This window comes from Agromyces sp. NPDC052230 (assembly GCF_040679595.1).
GTDB lineage: Bacteria > Actinomycetota > Actinomycetes > Actinomycetales > Microbacteriaceae > Agromyces.
Genome location: NZ_JBFAVC010000008.1, coordinates 41294 through 57954, shown reverse-complemented (window position 1 = coordinate 57954; position 16661 = coordinate 41294). Strand labels below are relative to the sequence as shown.

The following is a 16661-nucleotide window of genomic DNA, read 5'->3' as shown; positions in this document are numbered from 1 at the left end:
GCGGCATCCGCTCGGCTACGCCGTGGCCGCGTTCGCCGGGTTCGTCGCCGCGCCGTCGATCCACAGCATGTCGCTGGGGTCGCTGTGCGTGACATCGGTGCCCACGTGCTTGGCGCTGATGTGCGGGCCCTTGGTGATGACGTGCACGAGCGCCATGGCGTGGCCGTGTCCGAGCCCGTACTCCTCCTTGAGCCAGGTGGCGATGGGCGTGGCCTTGGTCGTCTCGTCGAAGCCCCGCTCGTGGGCCAGCTCGATGAACTGACGCGGCGTGAGGCCGGTCTTCTTCTCGATGTTGTCGAGATATGCCTGGAACGACATGCGATGTCCCTTCGAGAGCGTCGGAGCGGATGCCGCCGCGGCATCCGAGTGGCATCAGCATCCACCCCGGGGCATCCTCTCGCCCAATCTTTCGATGTGGATCGAAACGAACCGACTGGTCAGCCGTTCTCCCGCTCGTGCGCGGCGACGGCCTCGCGGACGTCCTCCTCGACGAGCTCGCCGTTGATGCCGCTGCCCGCGAGGTTGCCGGCCGCCATCGCGACGGGCACCGACGACTGCGCGGTCGCGATGTTGCCGGCGGCCCAGAGTCCGCGCACGTTCGTTCGGCCCGACGGGTCGACGAGCACCCAGTCGACGCCGTCCTGACGGATGGTGCGCGCGCGGAGCTCGCGCAGGAGATGGTCGTTCGGCACGGGGCGCGGGGCGACGAAGATCGCGTCGGCCTCGAGCTCGGTTCCGTCGTCGAGGCGGATGCCGCGGAGCCCGCCCGTCTCGTCACTGACGACCTCGACGACCGCACGCGACTCGATCGCGACGTCGCGTGCCTCGAGGCCGGCGCGTGCCGCGGCGGACAGGTTCGCCCCCTGCGAGTAGAACGTGACGTGCGGAGAGAGCTGCCGCATGAGCTGCGCCTGGTGGGTGTTCCCGGCGGTGGCGATGACGGCGATGCGACGGTCGCGCACCTCCCAGCCGTCGCAGTACGGGCACAGCGCGGCAGTGCGGCCCCACTGCTCGGCGAGGCCGGGGATGTCGGGGAGTTCGTCGCGCAGGCCCGTGGCGAGGAGCATCCGTCGAGCCGTGTGCCGTTCACCCGCCTCGAGCTCGACCTCGAAACCGATGGCGTCGGTGTCGGTGTCGAGCGGCGCAGCGGACACGACCGTGCCCGACTCGATGACGACGTCCTCGTACCGCGTGAGCTCGGCGCGCCCCGCGGCGAGCAGGTCGAGCGGCGACGAATGGTCGTGGCCGATCACGCCGTGCATGTGCTCGGAGAAACGGTTGCGCGGCTCACCCCCGTCGACCACGAGCACGCGGCGGCGCGAACGGCCGAGCATCAGTGCGGCGCTGAGCCCCGCGCTGCCGCCGCCCACGATGATGACGTCCCAATCGGTTCGCTGCATGCGTCAACTCTGCCAGTCCCATTCGGCATGGAGTCAGCCGGCGTACAGGAATTCGCACGATGTGTAAGACGGATGTCGCGGGATCGTCCTGCACATCCTCCGATCTCCTGCGCATCCGTTCCGGGGCATCCGTTCCGCTCAGTGGTAGCGACCGCTGTAGGCGTTGATCGCCGGCTGCCCGCCGAGGTGCGCGTAGAGCACGTTCGAGTCCCTCGGGATCTCGCCGTCGGTGACGAGATCGATGAGCCCGGCCATCGATTTGCCCTCGTAGACCGGGTCGAGGATGACGCCCTCGAGCCGTCCTGTGAGCCGCATCGCGTCGTCGGTCGATTCGACCGGGACCCCGTAGCGATCGCCCGCCCAGCCCTCGAGCACCGTGATCTCGTCGTCCCGCAGCTCGCGTCCGACGCCGATGAGCTCGGCCGTGCGGCGGGCGATGCGCGCCACCTGGTCGCGGGTCTCGTCGAGCTTCGCCGACGCGTCGATGCCGATCACTCGCCGCGGCCGCCCGCCGAAGTTCTGATCGAGGTCGGCGAACCCGGCGATCATGCCCGCCTGCGTCGACCCCGTGACCGCGCAGACGACGATCGCGTCGAAGAACACGCCGAGTTCGCGCTCCTGTGCGGCCACCTCGTGCGCCCAGTTCGCAAAGCCGAGCCCGCCGAGCGGGTGATCGGATGCCCCGGCAGGGATCGGGTACGGCGTGCCGCCCGCCGCCTCGACGTCGGCGATCGCCTGCTTCCACGACTCCTTGAACCCGATGCCGAAGCCAGCGGGCGAGAGCCGCACGTCGGCGCCCATGAGCCGCGACAGCAGGATGTTGCCGACCCGGTCGTTCACGGCGTCGGGCCAGTCGACCCAGTGCTCCTGCACGAGCACGGCCTTCATGCCGAGGTGCGCGGCGACGGCGGCGACCTGCCGCGTGTGGTTCGACTGCACGCCGCCGATCGACACGAGCGTGACGGCGCCCTTGGCGAGCGCGTCGGGAACGAGGTACTCGAGCTTGCGGGTCTTGTTGCCGCCGAACGCGAGGCCCGAGTTGACGTCTTCGCGCTTCATCCAGATGCGGGCGCCGCCGAGGTGGGCGCGGAGGCGGTCGACCGGATGGATCGGACTGGGTCCGAAGGTGAGTTGATGACGCGGGAAGTCGGCGAGGGTGGTGGGGTGCTCATTCGTGGAGCCAGAGTGGTGCATGCAATATATTGCAGTCGAAGCACGTCCCAGTGTCAAGCAGGCGGCCCGCGTGGGACTACGGCGTGACCAACCCCCGCGCCGTAGACGCTATGGCGTGATCGAGTGGACGAACGCGTACGCGTCGTCGGTGATCGCCCGCCATCGTTCGACGTCATCGGTGAGCGGCACGCGCGCCCACTCCCGCATCGGGCGGCCGCGCATGACCATGTGGTCGAGCCCGAGCTCCGCGATGCGTGCGGCGGGGAGTTTCGCCACGAGGCATCCGTCGTGCGCGGCGAAGGCGAAGACCTTGCCGCGCACCGAGAGCCCCTCGGAGCCGAACATGCGCATCCACGAGACCTCGGAGTTCGCGAGCAGCTCGGGCGCGAGCTCGTCGAGTCGTTCGCGGCCCTTGGCACGATCGTCCATGTGCCAGAGGCTACGCCAGCCCTCCGACACCCGCACGTCGGTGGGCGGTGACAGACTGGCTCCGTGCTGCTCGACGAGCTCGTCACCACCGCCGACGCCGTCACCGCGACTCGATCGCGGCTGGCGAAGGTCGACGCGCTCGCCGAGCTCCTTTCCCGCCTCGAGCCCGATGAGATCGCCCCCGCGGTGGGGTTCCTCGTCGGCAAGCCACGGCAGGGCCGGGTCGGTGTCGGATGGCGCGGCGTGGCCGCGGCGATGGGGGAGCGCGCCGCGGCGCCCACGCTCACCGTGGCCGAGCTCGACGACCTGCTCGATCGGCTCGCCGCCACGGCGGGCGCCGGATCTGCGACCGAACGCGGTCGGGTGCTGCGCGAGCTGACGGCGCGCGCGACCGAACGCGAGCAGGGCTTCATCAGTCGTGTTCTGCTCGGCGAGATGCGCATCGGTGCGCTCGAGGGCGTCGTCACCGACGCGATCGCCAGGGCCGCGGGTCGCCCCGGCGCGGTCGTGCGCCGCGCCGCGATGCTCTCGGGCGACCTCGGCGAAACGGCGCGCCTGGCGCTCACCGGCACCGAGGCCGAATTGGAGGAGGTCGGGCTCGTGGTGGGCCGCCCCGTGCTGCCGATGCTCGCCGCGACCGCCGCGACGCCGAGCGCGGCGATCGAGGTCGTGGGCGCGGCATCCGTCGAATACAAGCTCGACGGCGCGCGCATCCAGGTGCACCGGGCCGGCGACGACGTGCGCGTCTTCACCCGCAACCTCGCCGATGTGACGCACCGCCTGCCCGAGGTCGTCGACGTGGTGCGCCGCATGCCGGTGCGCGAGGTCATCCTCGACGGCGAGACGCTCTCGCTCGACGAAGACGGCGCGCCGCGTCCCTTCCAGGAGACGATGTCGCGATTCGGGGCGGATGCCGCACGCGAGACGCTGCTGCATCCGTGGTTCTTCGACGTGCTGCACGTCGACGGCCGCGACCTGCTCGACGAGCCGCTGTCGACCAGGCTCGGCGAACTCGAGCGCATCGCGTCGGCCCACCGCATCCCGGGCGAGATCACCGCCGACCCCGACGTCGCCGAACGGGTCTCGCGCGATGCGCTCGCCGCCGGGCAGGAGGGCGTCGTCGTCAAGGCGATCGAGTCGCCGTATGCCGCCGGCCGACGCGGGTCGAGCTGGATCAAGGTGAAGCCCGTGCACACCTACGACCTCGTGGTGCTCGCCTGCGAGTGGGGGTCGGGGCGACGCACCGGGTGGCTCTCGAACCTGCACCTCGGTGCACTCGACCCCACGGGCGAGTTCGGCGAGCCCGGCGACTACGTGATGGTCGGCAAGACGTTCAAGGGACTCACCGACGAGCTGCTGCGGTGGCAGACCGAGTACTTCCCGCAGATCGAGGTGCGCCGCACCGCCAACACCGTGTGGGTCGCGCCGACCACGGTCGTCGAGATCGCGATCGACGGCGTGCAGCGCTCGACCCGCTACCCGGGCGGCATCGCGCTGCGGTTCGCACGGGTCAAGCGCTACCGCGACGACAAGCGGCCCGAAGACGCCGACACGATCCAGACGCTGCGAGGGTTGCTGCGCGGATGACGCGCGGCGGCGGTCGAACGCGGTCGGCTGCGGCCAGCGTGGTCGGCGCCTAACGGGTCTCGCGCCGCCGGTGCGCGCGACCACGCGAGAAGCGGGCGAGCACCTGATCCGACGTCGTGGTGAGGAACTCGCCCGCATCCTCGGCCAGCCAGCGCTCAGCCACGAGCTTCACGGGGTAGAGGAGCGTGTGGGTTCGGGGCTCGAAGACAGCGAGCTCCGTGCCGTGCTCGTCCTCGGCGAGCATCCACGTGAGTGGCGTGCTGCGCACCATGCTCTCGCCGAACGTGGTGCCGATCGCATTGATCAGCACCCTCGGATCGGAGCGTTCGGGCGGGTTGATACGCCTCCAGCGGGCGGCCGCCTGATCATAGAACGCCCTGAGGCCGTGCACGTCGTCCACATCGACGCCGCTCCGGGCGACGATGTCGGTGTGGGCGGTGATCCAGTCACGCTCGGGGTCGCCGATATCGCTGAGGCGCGGCAGCCGCGTTCCCGCGCCGTCGGCGGAACGCTTGGAGAGGATTCCCACCCGGACATTCTCACCTGTGGCCGGGGCGGACGTGTGACGCGGCGCCGCGACATCCGTTCGCCCGCCGTGTCGCCGTGTCGGCCACCCGAACCGCGGCCGCGATGCCACGATGACCTCGTGCCTCGATCCACCGCGGTGCGCGCCGCCTCGCGAGACGACCCCGCGCTGCCGCCGCGCCCGCTCCTCACGCCGAAGGCGCGACGACGCACGCTCGCCCTGCTCATCGTCGCGTTCGTGGCCACCCTCATCACCGTGATCGTCTCGAGCTCGCCGTGGCCGTCGGCGCTGCTCATCCGATCGCTCTTCGAGCGGGACGCGGCGGCCATCGTCACCGAGATGGAGCACTACGTTCCCGCCGACGGCGTCGACGAGCGACTGGATGTCGCGGCCGGCGATGATGCCGTCGGCGACGGCACGGGTTTCGACGTGTTCACCGACGCATCCGCCACCGAACCCCTGCCCACGGTGGTCTGGGTGCACGGTGGTGCATGGATCTCGGGCGACAAGCGGAACGTGGCGCCCTACCTGCGGATCCTCGCGAGCCACGGCTACACGACCATCGGGCTGCAGTACACGATCGCGCCCGAGGGAACGTACCCCACCGCGGTGCAACAGCTGAACGACACCCTCGCGTACATCATCGAGCAGGCCGACGAGCTTGGCGTCGACCCCGACCGCATCGTGCTCGCCGGCGACTCCGCGGGCGCGCAACTGGCCAGTCAGCTCGCCGTGCTCACGACGAATCCGAAGTACGCGCATCTCATCGGCATCCGGCCCGCCCTCGACGCCGACCAGCTCGCGGCCACCGTCCTGAACTGCGGCGTCTACGACCTGCGCATGATGGCCGAGCTGAACGGCATCGGCTACTGGGGATTCCAGGTCGCGCTGTGGGCGTACACGGGAACGAAGGACTGGTCGTCGAGCTACGCCGGAACCACGATGTCGACGATCGACTTCGTGACCGAGGACTTCCCGCCGACCTACATCAGCGGCGGTAACGGCGATGCCCTGACGTGGATCCAGTCGGTGCCGATGAGCGACGCGCTCTCCGACGCCGGCGTCGAGACGACCGAGCTGTTCTTCGCGGCCGACCACGAGCCGAAGCTGCCGCACGAGTACCAGTTCCACCTCGACTCGGCCGACGCCCAGGACGCGCTCGACGCCACGCTCGAGTTCCTCGACGCGCACACACGGTAGCGGATGCCGCGGGCTCACAGCTCGGCTGTTCGGCCGAATGCCTGCGCTCACACGTCGGCCGGACCGGGCTCCGGATGCGGCATCCGCACGACCCAGACCGGAACGAAGGCCACGGCGACGATGATGGCCACGGCGCTCGCCGCGGTGAGGGCCGCGCCAACGCCCGCGACCGCCGCCAGCAGCCCGGCGAGCGCCGAACCGAGCGGCAGCGCGCCCCAGCTGATGACGCGTGAGGCGGCGTAGGCCCGCCCGAGGAGCTCGGGGGGCGTGGCCTGCTGCCGGATGACGGCGACGAGGATGCGCCACACGCTCGAGCCGGCGCCCGCGATGACGAGGCCTGCCGCGACGATCCACAGCTCGGCGCTGAGCGCCGAGGGCAGCACGAGCGCGATCGTGCCGAGGCAGTCCACGAAGAGCAGCACGCCAGTGCCGAATCGGCGCTGCAGCGCGTTGGTCGCGAGCGACGCCGCGATCCCGCCTGCGGCCATCGCGGTGAGCAGCCACCCGTATCCCGCGGGCGTCAGCGCCAACGGGCCGGGCGCCACCGCGTGCACCACGAAGACCGCGGCCCAGGCGCTCCAGACGAGGTTCATCGCGGCCGTCAGCAGGGTGAGGTCGCGCTGCAGCGGATGCCGCCACAGGAACGTGAGCCCGTCGCGCACCCGCCCGCGGGGTTCCTCCGGGACACGGATGCGTGTCGGAACCCGCCGGACGAGCATCAGGGCCGCGACGGCGGCGAGGGCGTACAGCGCACTCCCGGTCACGGCGCCGACCGCGGCAGAGACGCCGACGAGGATCCCCGCGAGGGGTGGCCCTGCGAGTTGGTTCGCCACGTTCACCGTGGCCTCCATGCGGGAGTTCGCCGCAGTGAGCCGCGACGGCGGCACGACGGTCGGGATGACGGCGATGAGCGACGTGTCGACGAGGGTCTCGGCGATGCCGTACACCAGGGCCGCGGCGAACACGAGGGGCACCACCGGGCCCTCGAGCGCGATGCCGAGGGCGAGCATCGCGACGGCGACGACGCGCCCGGCGTTCGCGAGCACCAGGAGTCGCGGCACCGGGATACGGTCCACGATCCATCCGGCGTGCAGGCCGAACGCCGGCCAGGCGAGCGTCATGAGCGTCGTCACGAGCGCGATCTCGCCTGCCGACGCGCCGGCGCTGAGCGCGATGAGGGGGAGCGCGGTGAGCACGAGCCCGTCGCCGAGGTTCGCCGCCCCGGCGCCGAACCAGAGCCAACGGAACGCCGCGTTCATGCTCACCTCACCGGTCAACTGCGTTTCACTGGTCAAGCTACTCGGGTGGGTGTAACCTGTCAACAGACGTTTGCCGGTGAAAGGAGCCGAGCCTGGTGTTCGAACACGTCGCCAACGCGCGGTGCCTCGAGCTCACGAACTCGGTGCCCGACCGGCACGACGACCGAGACTGGCTCGCCGATGGCCGCACCGCGGGCGACTGGGCGGCGTCCCTCGGATTCGAGCTCGCCCGACCGCTCACCCAGGCCGAGCGCGCGGCCCTCATCGACCTGCGTGAGGCGATCTTCGGCGTGTTCGCCGCGCACGTCGATGCGACATCCGTCGATCAGCGAGCGCTACGCGAGGTCACCCGGCAACATGCCCAGGGCCTCGAGCGCCACGGCTACACCGCCGAGGCTGAGGGCTTCCGCCGCGACTGGCCCGACCGTTGGGACGGCCCCGCACTGCGGGCCGCCTTCGCGAGTTCCGCCGTCGAGCTCATGACCGACCCGCGACTCGACCGCGTGAAGCAGTGCCCCGGATGCGGCTGGCTCTTCGTCGACACGAGCAAGAACCGCAGCCGGCGCTGGTGCTCGATGGAGATGTGCGGCGGCCGCGACAAGGCCCTGCGGCACTACCGCAAGCAGCGGGCCGAAACTCGCACGTAGCGCGTCAGCGGTTCCAGGCCTCGAGCTTGTCGGGGTTCATCACGATCCAGATGTCGCGGATGCGTCCGGCGTCGATGCCGAGCGTCACGACCCCGACCACCTGATCGCCGCGGCTGACCACGAGGCCCGGCTCGCCGTTGACGTCCTGCTCCTCGGCGGTGAAGTCGGGCGCCTTCCGCAGCACACCCAGGATGAAACGCGCCACGCTGTCCGCGCCGACCACGGGTCGGAGCGCCGACCGCACCTTGCCGCCCCCGTCGCTCACCGACGTCGCCTGGGGGTCGAGGATCCCGATCAGCGCCTCGAAGTCGCCGTTCTCGCAGGCGAGCCGGAACGCCGTCACGAGTCGCGCGTGCTCCGAGGCATCCGTCGGCCGCGAGCGCACATCGCGGATGTGCCGGCGCGCCGACGAGGCGAGCTGCCGCGTCGCCTCGGGCGAGCGGCCCACGATGTCAGCGATCTCGGCGAACGGCACCCCGAACACCTCGTGCAGCACGAAGGCGACGCGTTCGGCCGGCGTGAGCGACTCGAGCACCACGAGCAGCGCCATGCTCACCGAGTCGTCGAGCGTGATGCGGTCGAGCGGATCGACCGCGGGCGCCGACGCGCTCGAGACATCCGTCGTCATGGCCGGCAGCGGCTCGGGCAGCCACTCGCCGACGTACCGTTCGCGACGCACCCGCGCCGAGTCGAGGATGTTCAGGCAGATGCGGGAGGCCACGGTTGTGAGCCACGCCCGCGGCCGCTCGATCGCCTCGCGCTCGGCATCGGTCAGCTGGAACCAGCGCACGTACGTCTGCTGCACGACGTCTTCAGCGTCGTTGCGTGAACCGAGCATGCGGAACGCGAGATTCATGAGGTGATCGCGTTCGTCGAGCAGTTCGCCCAGGGCCTCGGACTCGGGCTCGCGCATGGTTCCTCCCACGGGTCGGCGGCGGGGCATCCGGCAGTTGCGGCCCCTCACTATTCAAGACCAGACTGCGGGTCGAACCGTGAGGCCGGATGCCGAATCTGCTCGCGCCTCACATTCCGCCATGCCGCGCGGTCGTAGTTGGTGTGAACACCACATTGAGACGCATCATCCTCTGGATCCTCAACACCGTCGGCATCGTCGTCGGTTTCTGGGCGCTCGTCGGCCCCCGCGAGTTCCGCGAGTCCTTCCCCGGCCTCGGATTCGCCCCGTGGGCGAGCGAGGGACCCTTCAACGAGCACTTCGTCCGCGACGTCGGCGCGCTCTACCTCGCGCTCGCCGCCGCGGGCGTGGTGGCGGCGCTGCAACGGCGGGCGGATGCCTCGGTCGCCGTCGGCGTGGCCTGGCTGGTCTTCTCCGTGCCGCACCTCGCGTTTCACCTCGGCCACCTCGATCACCTGCCGCTCATCGACGTGATCGCTCAGCCGATCGCACTCGCCACGCCCATCGTGTTGAGCATCCCCTTGCTCTTCCCGGCCCGGGCCATCCGCACCGGGATCACCACCGATGCAGAACTGGAGCAGACCCGATGAAGATCGCCATCGCCGGAGGAACGGGCACCGTCGGCCGTCACGTCGTCGACGTCGTCCGCGAGCGGGGCCACGAGCCCGTGACCCTCAGCCGCTCGGCCGGCGTCGATCTCGTCACCGGCACCGGCCTCGCCGACGCGCTCGCGGGCGTCGACGCCGTCATCGACGTCGCGTCGACGCAGACGCTGTCGGATGCCCCGTCGCGCGCGTTCTTCGGCGCCGCGACGCGCCACCTGCTCGACGCCGAGGCAGCGGCCGGGGTCGGCCACCACGTCGCGCTCTCGATCATCGGCGTCGACCGGGCACCGTACGGCTACTACGCCGGCAAGGTGCTGCAGGAGGAGCTCATCGTGCGCGGACCGGTGCCGTGGACGATCCTGCGCGCTGCGCAGTTCCACGAGTTCGGGGCGCAGTTGCTGCAGCGCATGCGATTCGGGCCGTTCGTGGTCGTGCCCCGCATGCAGTCGCAGCCGGTGGCCGCGCGGGAGGTCGCCGAGCGGCTCGTCGAGCTCGCGACGGGTGCGCCAGTCGGCCGGGTGCCGGATCTTGCCGGGCCACGCGTCGAGCGCATGGTCGACCTGGTGCGCCGGAGCGCGGCCGCGGCCGGTGTTCGGGCGCTCATCGTCGAGGTGCCGCTCCCTGGCGCCTACGGGCGGGCCATGCGCGACGGCACGCTGCTGGCGAGCCCTGGCGCCGTCCTCGGCCGGCAGACGTTCGGCGATTGGATCGGCGCCGCGCTCACCCGCCGGGCGTGAGCACGGTCTCCTCGACGGCCACCCGGATCTCCTCCTCGATGAGGTCGGCGTTGATGGTGGCACCCGCGATGTTGCCTGCCCCGGATGCCACGGGCACCGACGCGCTCGGATTCACCACGTTGCCCACCGCCCAGACGCCGGGCACGCTGGTGCGCCCGGTCTCGTCGACCTCGACCCAGGGGGCGCCGCCGTGGCCCGGTGCGGTGTCGGCGCCGAGGCCCCGGAGGAGCGCATCGTTCGGCACGACTCGCGGATGCAGGAAGATCACGTCGACCGCAACGGTGTCGCCGTCGGCGAGGCGGATGCCACTGAGCCGTCCGTCGGCGTCGGTGCTCGTGCCGTCGACAGCACGCGGTTCGATGACGATGCCGCGTGCGGTCAACTCGGCGACCGTGTCGTCCGCCAACTCGGCGCCGTTCGTGAGGAACGTGACCTCGGGCGACCATTGCCGGAGCAGCTGCGCCTGGTGCGGCGACATCGGGCCGGTCGCGAGCACGCCGATGCGTCGGTCGCGCCACTCCCAGCCGTCGCAGTAGGGGCACACGAAGACGCCGCTGCCCCAGTGCTCGGCGAGGCCGGGGATGTCGGGGAGTTCGTCGCGCAGGCCGGTCGCGATGAGGAGCCGGCGTGCGCGGTGGCGCTCGCCGGTGCCGAGCGTGACATCGAAGCCCGGGTCGGCACGCTCGACGGCGCGCTCGACCCCGACGACCTCGGTGGGGATGACGACGCCGCCGTAGCGCTGGACCTCGGTGCGACCGGTGGCGAGGAGGTCGAGCGGCGACCAGCCGTCACGGCCGATCACCCCGTGCATGTGTGCAGCGAAGCGGTTGCGGGACGCACCCGAGTCGACGACGAGCACGCGTCGCCGGGCGCGCACGAGCATGAGGGCCGCGCTGAGTCCGCCGCTGCCGCCGCCGATGATGATGGCATCCCAAGACGTGTTCTGCATGGATTCGTTGTGCATGCGCTCACTCTGCACGTAGGCTGCAGATACCGCAACAAGCGTTGCCGGAACAGCAAAGGGGTGGGCTCCCGTGACCGACGATCTCGACAAGGTGCTCGACGCCGTGGCGCCGCGCCTGCGCGAGCTCCGCCGGCGACGCGGCTCGACCCTCGCCGAACTCTCGGCCGAGACGGGTATCTCGGTCTCAACGCTCTCGCGTCTCGAATCGGGCCTCCGCAAGCCGACGCTCGACCTGCTCATCCGGCTGGCCGCCGCGTACAAGGCCAGCCTCGACGACCTCGTCGGTGCACCGCAGATCGCCGACCCGCGCATCCATCCGAAGCCGTTCTTCCGCAAGGGCCGGGCGATCATCCCGCTGACGCGGAGCAACCCCGACGTGCACGCCTACAAGATCGTGCTGCCGGGGCATCCGCCCGACGCCCCCATGGAGCAGGGCGCGCACGAGGGCTACGACTGGGTGTACGTGCTGAGCGGGCGGGTGCGGCTCGCCCTCGGCGACGAGGAGCTCGTGCTCGAGGCGGGCGAGGCTGCGGAGTTCGACACCCGGGTGCCGCACGGGTTCGCCAGTGCGTCGGAGGCGCCCGCCGAGGTGATCAACCTGCTCAGCACCCAGGGCGAGCGAGTGCACCTGCGGAACGCGTAGCAGCACCCCTCAGGGGCCGCGCTCGAACACCGTCACCACGTCGGACTCGAGTTCCACGCGCTCGGTCGGCACGAAGCCGGGATCCACGACCCGGCGATGACGAGCAGACTCGAGGCGGCGCCGACCGCCGCGGCGACGCGCCCGTCGCTCCACCGTGCCGTCGACGCATTCGCGATGTCGGAGCCGGCTCTTCCGGGCCTGCCAGTCAGCACCATCACGGCCATGCTGCGCCGCCCGCTCAGGATTCGCGAGGGGCTTGCGAAGGCCGCCGCCACGGGGGTCTGGAGATCGGACCCGAACCGGGCGTAGCCTGAGCGCGATCGATACCTGAGGGGAGCATCATGGCGAATCTCGTCCCGCACTTCGAGATGTACGGATCGGAGCCGGAGCGGCTCATCGACTTCTACTCGGCGCTCTTCGATTGGAAGTTCACACGCGTGGGCGACATGGACTACTGGCTCATCGATACCGGCGAGGGATCGATCGGTGAGGAACCGGGATACGGCATCAATGGCGGCCTCTCGCCGCGAGAGGGACCGAGCCCCGAGCCGGGCGCACCCGTGAACGGCTGCAACATCGTCGTCGCGGTCGAAGAAGTGGACGACCTGTTCGCGAAGGCCATCGATATCGGCGCGACCGAGTCGGTGGCGCCGAACGACATGCCGGGCGTGGGTCGGGTCGCCTACCTGTTCGACCCCGACCGGAACCTCTTCGGCGTCCTGTCGGAGACACTGTCCGACGGCACGAACGTGATGGAGACGCCGGGCGCACTCGGCGCCTGACTCGGGCGCCGGCCCGCCGGCTGTCGTCGGTTACGGCCGCTCGGCGAACGCCACCAGGAAACGGTCCTGCGGCAGTGCCGGGATGCGCCGGAGGCTGATGCGCAGGTCCTGTGCGGGCACGGTGAACGGCGGCTCCGGCGCGATCAACTCGGCGAAACGGGTCGTCAGTGCGATGGTCGCCGCCTCCCCGGGGCAGCGGTGGCCCGTCGCCGCGTCGCCGCCGCCCTGCGACACGAGGGTGTTCGGGTCGCCCGACCAGCGTTCGAACCGCTCGGGACGGAACTGGTTGCGTTCCGACCAGAGCCGCTTGTCGTGGTTCGTCGCGTACAGGTCGAGGATCACCCACTCGCCCGGCTCGAAGTCACGTCCGCGCCACTCGAACGGGCGTTGCACCGTGCCGGCGATGAGCGGGAAGAACGGGTAGCGTCGTCGCACCTCGTTGGCGAAGTGCCCTGCCATCTCGTGGTCGGTCGTGACGCGCGAGCGCCAGTCTGGATGGTGATGCATCGCGTGCGCCGTGAAGACCAGGTACCGGCTCACGGCCACCGTCGGCCGGAGCACGTTGAGAAGTTCCACGGCGGCGATGTCTTCGGGAAGCAGCGTGCCATCCACGTCGGTCGCGAGGGCGAGCTGCTCCACTGGTGACCCCGAGGCGACTTCGAGGCGGCCCCGTCGCACGTCGAGGATGAGCTCGGCCGCCCACTGCTCCACTCGCCGACGTCGTGCGCGCGCCAGCCAGTTCACCGGACCGAAGCTCCCCGCCCGGTCGACCATCGCGGCGAGCGCACCGCCCAGTTCGGGCAGGTCCACCGCATGGAGGGGGATGCCGCACCATCCCACGACCGTGCGGGTCAGCGCGTCGACGGTGACGTCGTAGAGCGAGACGGTGCGCCCGGCGTAGCGGCGGCCCGCCGCCGACCACTCGGCGTCGAACCTGCTCACGAGCTCGTCGATGGATGCCGGTTCGAGCATCTGCATGAACATCGACTTGCGATGGCGGTGCGGCGAGCCCTCGAGCGCCTGCACGCTGCCCTCGTCCTGCAGAAGGTGCCTCACCGACGCCGGCATGGCTCGATCGCGCGAGAAGCGCTCGCCTTCGTAGAAGATGCCCACGGCCTCAGCGCCGAACATCACGGTGACGGGCCGCCCCGCCAGCCGTGCCGTGAACACGTCGGAGCCCAGTCGTCGGAATCGCCGGTCTCCGTAGAGATATCCGTCGCGGACGAACGCGTACGAGTCGTCGATCGCCTTCGATCGTGGAATGGTCCTGATATCCGGAGTGCGCAGCTCGGCCATGCTCCGTTGATAGCCCGACGCCGGCGGCACGGTCAGGGGCTTGACGGGAGATGAGAGCCCGCTTCCGCGACGCTCCGCATCCGGTTGCCGGACCCCACATGCCGAGGGCTACCGTCGGCACATGAGCGTCGTCTTCACATCGTGGCTCGTGGTCATCGCAGTGGGCTTGGTGTACATGCTCGCCATCGGCCTGATGGGGAGGTGAAGCGCATGCGCGTTCGGGATCATGGACTCAGCATCGCCTTCGGCGTGATCTTCGCCCTGGCGCTCATCGGCCAGTCGATCGCGGGGCTCTTCGAGTTCAACGAGAAGCAGGTGTCGCACGACGAACCGCCGGTGAGTTGGGGCGAATTCGTGACGTCCTCGGAGTTCGTCGTCGACGTGGCCGAGAACTGGCAGTCGGAGTACCTGCAGTTCTTCCTCTTCATCTTCGTCACCATCTGGCTCGTGCAGAAGGGCTCGCCCGAGTCGAAGCCCCCCGGGCAGGAGGGCGTCGGCACCGACGAGGAGCAACTGGTCAAGCAGCACGCACGCGCCGACTCGCCGAAGTGGGCCAAGGTCTCCGACTGGCGTCACACGCTCTTCTCGAACTCGCTGCTCCTCGTGATGGGCACCATCTTCCTGCTCTCGTGGCTGGCCCAGTCCATCTCGGGGATGGTGGTGTTCAACGCCGAGCAGGTCGACCACGGCCAGGACCTTCTCACGTGGGGGGAGTACCTCGTCTCCGCCGACTTCTGGAATCGCACCCTGCAGAACTGGCAGTCGGAGTTCCTCGCCGTGGGCAGCATGATCGCGCTCTCGATCTACCTGCGTCAGCGGGGATCACCCGAGTCGAAGCCCGTCGGCGCGCCTCACGCGGATACCGACGTCTCGGCGTAGCGGCTTGGACGCCGTGGCCCGTCACCTCAGGCGTCGGTCTCGTCGGCGAACTCCTGGATGATCGTGTCCGACGGGTGGATGCCGAGCACCTTGAGGCGCCCGGTGCCCACGTTCTTGAAGCCGTGCCAGAGTCCCGGTGCGCAGGTGGCCGTGTCGCCGGCGGTCGCGATGAACTGCTGGTCGCCGACGGTGAAGCGAGCCTCACCCTCGAACACGATCCACGTCTCGGAGTACGGATGCCGGTGCAGGTCCGGCCCCTGGCCGGGCTCGTTGTCGACGAGGAAGTACGAGATCGCCGAACCGTGATCCCGGCCCTCGAAGCGCAGGGTGCGTCCGGTGCCGACGCGGAGCGCCTCCGCGTGCACGAGTGCGGCGAGGGTCGAGGCGGCGTCGGCGGCGTTCTCGAGGTCTGCGAGCGTCATGGTGATGGTCCTTTCGAGGTTCCGGATGACCCGTCGCCATCCGTTGCCGACAGGCTCCCGCCACGGCATCCGACGCCGATACCATTTCGACGTGGATCGAAAGTACGTGGACTTCCGGCTGGCGCCCGACGACATCTCGGCGATCCGGTTCGGCGTCTCGCCGGGTCATGAGCTCTGCAACTCGGTCCGTGTGCTGCAGCGGCCCGAGGATCAGCCCATGCAGTGGGGGTGGCTGCGCTCGGTGCGCGACCGGGTCCCGCGCGAGCCGTTCGAGCTGATGTCGACCGTGATCGGCGCCGACGGGTACTTCCCAGACTTCTTCACGGCGACGCCGAGCTGGGACATGTCGCCCGCTGACGAGGCCGAGCGGCTGCGCGACGTGCCGGCCGAGCTGTTCCGTGCCGACCTCACGAAGATGCTCGCGCGGTCGAGCGGGCGCCGGCACGAGACCATCGCGCGCATGATGGAGCATCCGGAGCACTCGCTCGACCGGATCGCCGATGCCTGGACCGAGCTCTGGGACGCCTTGATCGCACCAGTTTGGCCGCAGCTCGAGCGCATCCTGCGTGCCGACATCGCCGTACGTGCGCGGCGGGTGGCGACCGACGGCATCGCCTCGATGGTGCGGGCGCTGCACGAGTCGGTCACGTGGCACGGCGACGGGGTGCGGGTGCGCCTGCGACGGCACAGCGAGCTCGTCGACTGCCGGGGAATCGGCCTCGTGCTCGTGCCCTCGGTGATGAGTTCGCATCGGTGCGCGGTGCTCACCGAGCCGCCCGCCCAGCCGACGCTGTTCTACCCGGCCCAGGGCGTGACCGAGACGTGGGCGCGCGATCCTGAGGCGGCGTCGCGCTCGCTCGGCGCGCTGCTCAGCCCGGCTCGCGCCGAGATCCTGCTCACGGCGTACGACCCGCGAACCACCTCGCAGGTCGCCGCCGACTGCGGCATCGCCGTGTCCACCGCGTCGCACCACCTCACGGTGCTCCGCAACAGCGGCCTCGTCGCGAGCACGCGTGACGGCGCCCGCGTGCTGCACGTGCGCACCCCGCTCGGCGAGGCGCTGGTCGGCGCCACGATCTGAGGGTGGCGAGGTGGCGCAGGCTCAGGCGCGCTCAGCGCGCGGCCACCAGGCGAACCCCGGCGACGACGAGCGGCGCGCCGACCGCCGCGACGAGCGACGCGCACACCGCAACGATCGT

The 16661-nt window shown here is 70.5% G+C and carries 20 protein-coding genes; 10 read left to right on the top strand and 10 right to left on the bottom strand.

The window, feature by feature from the left end; all coding sequences use genetic code 11:
- Window positions 1-15: 15 nt before the first annotated feature.
- From AB0K73_RS16990 to AB0K73_RS16975, 4 genes are all read right to left on the bottom strand, one after another.
- A complete protein-coding gene (locus tag AB0K73_RS16990) occupies window positions 16-318 on the bottom strand; it encodes a DUF4287 domain-containing protein (RefSeq protein WP_360515723.1) in 303 nt (100 codons plus the stop codon).
- A 119-nt stretch (window positions 319-437) separates the two neighbouring features.
- Window positions 438-1400 carry an NAD(P)/FAD-dependent oxidoreductase gene (locus AB0K73_RS16985; protein ID WP_360515720.1) on the bottom strand — a complete coding sequence of 321 codons (963 nt, stop codon included), beginning with the start codon at window positions 1398-1400 and terminating at the stop codon, window positions 438-440.
- Between the two features lie 138 nt (window positions 1401-1538).
- Complete coding sequence (locus tag AB0K73_RS16980) at window positions 1539-2594, bottom strand: 1-aminocyclopropane-1-carboxylate deaminase (RefSeq protein ID WP_360515717.1); 1056 nt, start codon at window positions 2592-2594, stop codon at window positions 1539-1541.
- Between the two features lie 87 nt (window positions 2595-2681).
- Window positions 2682-3002 carry a hypothetical protein gene (locus AB0K73_RS16975; protein WP_360515714.1) on the bottom strand — a complete coding sequence of 107 codons (321 nt, stop codon included), beginning with the start codon at window positions 3000-3002 and terminating at the stop codon, window positions 2682-2684.
- A 63-nt stretch (window positions 3003-3065) separates the two neighbouring features.
- Here AB0K73_RS16975 and AB0K73_RS16970 point away from each other — a divergent pair, with 63 nt between their 5' ends.
- Window positions 3066-4589 (top strand): ATP-dependent DNA ligase, encoded by a 1524-nt coding sequence (locus AB0K73_RS16970; protein ID WP_360515711.1) that lies wholly within the window; start codon window positions 3066-3068, stop codon window positions 4587-4589.
- Between the two features lie 49 nt (window positions 4590-4638).
- Here the strand turns inward: AB0K73_RS16970 and AB0K73_RS16965 are convergent, their stop codons facing one another.
- Window positions 4639-5118: a DUF3806 domain-containing protein gene (locus AB0K73_RS16965; RefSeq protein ID WP_360515708.1), complete on the bottom strand. Its 480-nt coding sequence runs from the start codon at window positions 5116-5118 to the stop codon at window positions 4639-4641.
- Window positions 5119-5235: 117 nt separating this feature from the next.
- On the opposite strand from AB0K73_RS16965, the gene AB0K73_RS16960 reads away from it, so the two are divergent.
- Window positions 5236-6315 (top strand): alpha/beta hydrolase, encoded by a 1080-nt coding sequence (locus AB0K73_RS16960; RefSeq protein WP_360515705.1) that lies wholly within the window; start codon window positions 5236-5238, stop codon window positions 6313-6315.
- A 47-nt stretch (window positions 6316-6362) separates the two neighbouring features.
- Here AB0K73_RS16960 and AB0K73_RS16955 read toward each other — a convergent pair whose 3' ends face one another.
- Window positions 6363-7610, bottom strand: coding sequence for an MFS transporter (locus tag AB0K73_RS16955; protein ID WP_360515702.1), 1248 nt, complete (start codon window positions 7608-7610; stop codon window positions 6363-6365).
- A gap of 59 nt (window positions 7611-7669) precedes the next feature.
- Here AB0K73_RS16955 and AB0K73_RS16950 point away from each other — a divergent pair, with 59 nt between their 5' ends.
- Complete coding sequence (locus AB0K73_RS16950; protein WP_360515699.1) at window positions 7670-8221, top strand: CGNR zinc finger domain-containing protein; 552 nt, start codon at window positions 7670-7672, stop codon at window positions 8219-8221.
- A 4-nt stretch (window positions 8222-8225) separates the two neighbouring features.
- Here AB0K73_RS16950 and sigJ read toward each other — a convergent pair whose 3' ends face one another.
- The gene (gene sigJ / locus AB0K73_RS16945; RefSeq protein ID WP_360515696.1) at window positions 8226-9134 is read right to left on the bottom strand and encodes an RNA polymerase sigma factor SigJ; all 909 of its coding nucleotides are present in this window, start codon (window positions 9132-9134) and stop codon (window positions 8226-8228) included.
- 155 nt (window positions 9135-9289) lie between these two features.
- Between sigJ and AB0K73_RS16940 the strand changes: the two genes are divergently transcribed.
- Both AB0K73_RS16940 and AB0K73_RS16935 read left to right on the top strand, forming a co-directional pair.
- On the top strand, window positions 9290-9724 hold the full coding sequence (locus tag AB0K73_RS16940; RefSeq protein WP_360515693.1) for a hypothetical protein: 435 nt from the start codon (window positions 9290-9292) through the stop codon (window positions 9722-9724).
- On the top strand, window positions 9721-10476 hold the full coding sequence (locus tag AB0K73_RS16935; protein ID WP_360515690.1) for an NAD(P)H-binding protein: 756 nt from the start codon (window positions 9721-9723) through the stop codon (window positions 10474-10476). Before AB0K73_RS16940 ends, AB0K73_RS16935 begins: the two co-directional genes overlap by 4 nt.
- On the opposite strand, the gene AB0K73_RS16930 is transcribed toward AB0K73_RS16935, so the two are convergent.
- Entirely contained in the window at window positions 10460-11440 is a 981-nt protein-coding gene (locus AB0K73_RS16930) for an NAD(P)/FAD-dependent oxidoreductase (RefSeq protein WP_360515687.1), read from the bottom strand. The two genes, AB0K73_RS16935 and AB0K73_RS16930, sit on opposite strands and share 17 nt — an antisense overlap.
- A gap of 70 nt (window positions 11441-11510) precedes the next feature.
- On the opposite strand from AB0K73_RS16930, the gene AB0K73_RS16925 reads away from it, so the two are divergent.
- The 3 genes from AB0K73_RS16925 (at window position 11511) to AB0K73_RS16915 (ending at window position 12865) form a co-directional block, all read left to right on the top strand.
- Window positions 11511-12083 (top strand): XRE family transcriptional regulator, encoded by a 573-nt coding sequence (locus tag AB0K73_RS16925; protein WP_360515684.1) that lies wholly within the window; start codon window positions 11511-11513, stop codon window positions 12081-12083.
- Window positions 12084-12179: 96 nt separating this feature from the next.
- Window positions 12180-12392: a hypothetical protein gene (locus tag AB0K73_RS16920; protein WP_360515681.1), complete on the top strand. Its 213-nt coding sequence runs from the start codon at window positions 12180-12182 to the stop codon at window positions 12390-12392.
- Window positions 12393-12424: 32 nt separating this feature from the next.
- Window positions 12425-12865 carry a VOC family protein gene (locus AB0K73_RS16915; RefSeq protein WP_360515678.1) on the top strand — a complete coding sequence of 147 codons (441 nt, stop codon included), beginning with the start codon at window positions 12425-12427 and terminating at the stop codon, window positions 12863-12865.
- A gap of 30 nt (window positions 12866-12895) precedes the next feature.
- Here the strand turns inward: AB0K73_RS16915 and AB0K73_RS16910 are convergent, their stop codons facing one another.
- Complete coding sequence (locus AB0K73_RS16910) at window positions 12896-14161, bottom strand: cytochrome P450 (protein ID WP_360515674.1); 1266 nt, start codon at window positions 14159-14161, stop codon at window positions 12896-12898.
- 210 nt (window positions 14162-14371) lie between these two features.
- On the opposite strand from AB0K73_RS16910, the gene AB0K73_RS16905 reads away from it, so the two are divergent.
- Window positions 14372-15040 (top strand): DUF6766 family protein, encoded by a 669-nt coding sequence (locus tag AB0K73_RS16905; protein WP_360515671.1) that lies wholly within the window; start codon window positions 14372-14374, stop codon window positions 15038-15040.
- 26 nt (window positions 15041-15066) lie between these two features.
- On the opposite strand, the gene AB0K73_RS16900 is transcribed toward AB0K73_RS16905, so the two are convergent.
- A complete protein-coding gene (locus AB0K73_RS16900) occupies window positions 15067-15462 on the bottom strand; it encodes a cupin domain-containing protein (protein ID WP_360515668.1) in 396 nt (131 codons plus the stop codon).
- A gap of 91 nt (window positions 15463-15553) precedes the next feature.
- On the opposite strand from AB0K73_RS16900, the gene AB0K73_RS16895 reads away from it, so the two are divergent.
- On the top strand, window positions 15554-16543 hold the full coding sequence (locus AB0K73_RS16895) for a DUF5937 family protein (RefSeq protein ID WP_360515665.1): 990 nt from the start codon (window positions 15554-15556) through the stop codon (window positions 16541-16543).
- The last annotated feature ends 118 nt before the right edge of the window (window positions 16544-16661 follow it).

What these genes read in the sequence shown, in the direction of transcription:
- AB0K73_RS16905 (WP_360515671.1), top strand. Translation starts at nt 14,372, where the DNA reads ATGCGCGTTCGGGATCATGGACTCAGCATCGCCTTCGGCGTGATCTTC.
- AB0K73_RS16900 (WP_360515668.1), bottom strand. Translation starts at nt 15,462, where the DNA reads ATGACGCTCGCAGACCTCGAGAACGCCGCCGACGCCGCCTCGACCCTC.
- AB0K73_RS16910 (WP_360515674.1), bottom strand. Translation starts at nt 14,161, where the DNA reads ATGGCCGAGCTGCGCACTCCGGATATCAGGACCATTCCACGATCGAAG.
- AB0K73_RS16915 (WP_360515678.1), top strand. Translation starts at nt 12,425, where the DNA reads ATGGCGAATCTCGTCCCGCACTTCGAGATGTACGGATCGGAGCCGGAG.
- AB0K73_RS16975 (WP_360515714.1), bottom strand. Translation starts at nt 3,002, where the DNA reads ATGGACGATCGTGCCAAGGGCCGCGAACGACTCGACGAGCTCGCGCCC.
- AB0K73_RS16990 (WP_360515723.1), bottom strand. Translation starts at nt 318, where the DNA reads ATGTCGTTCCAGGCATATCTCGACAACATCGAGAAGAAGACCGGCCTC.
- AB0K73_RS16930 (WP_360515687.1), bottom strand. Translation starts at nt 11,440, where the DNA reads ATGCACAACGAATCCATGCAGAACACGTCTTGGGATGCCATCATCATC.
- sigJ (WP_360515696.1), bottom strand. Translation starts at nt 9,134, where the DNA reads ATGCGCGAGCCCGAGTCCGAGGCCCTGGGCGAACTGCTCGACGAACGC.
- AB0K73_RS16920 (WP_360515681.1), top strand. Translation starts at nt 12,180, where the DNA reads ATGACGAGCAGACTCGAGGCGGCGCCGACCGCCGCGGCGACGCGCCCG.
- AB0K73_RS16980 (WP_360515717.1), bottom strand. Translation starts at nt 2,594, where the DNA reads ATGCACCACTCTGGCTCCACGAATGAGCACCCCACCACCCTCGCCGAC.
- AB0K73_RS16985 (WP_360515720.1), bottom strand. Translation starts at nt 1,400, where the DNA reads ATGCAGCGAACCGATTGGGACGTCATCATCGTGGGCGGCGGCAGCGCG.
- AB0K73_RS16935 (WP_360515690.1), top strand. Translation starts at nt 9,721, where the DNA reads ATGAAGATCGCCATCGCCGGAGGAACGGGCACCGTCGGCCGTCACGTC.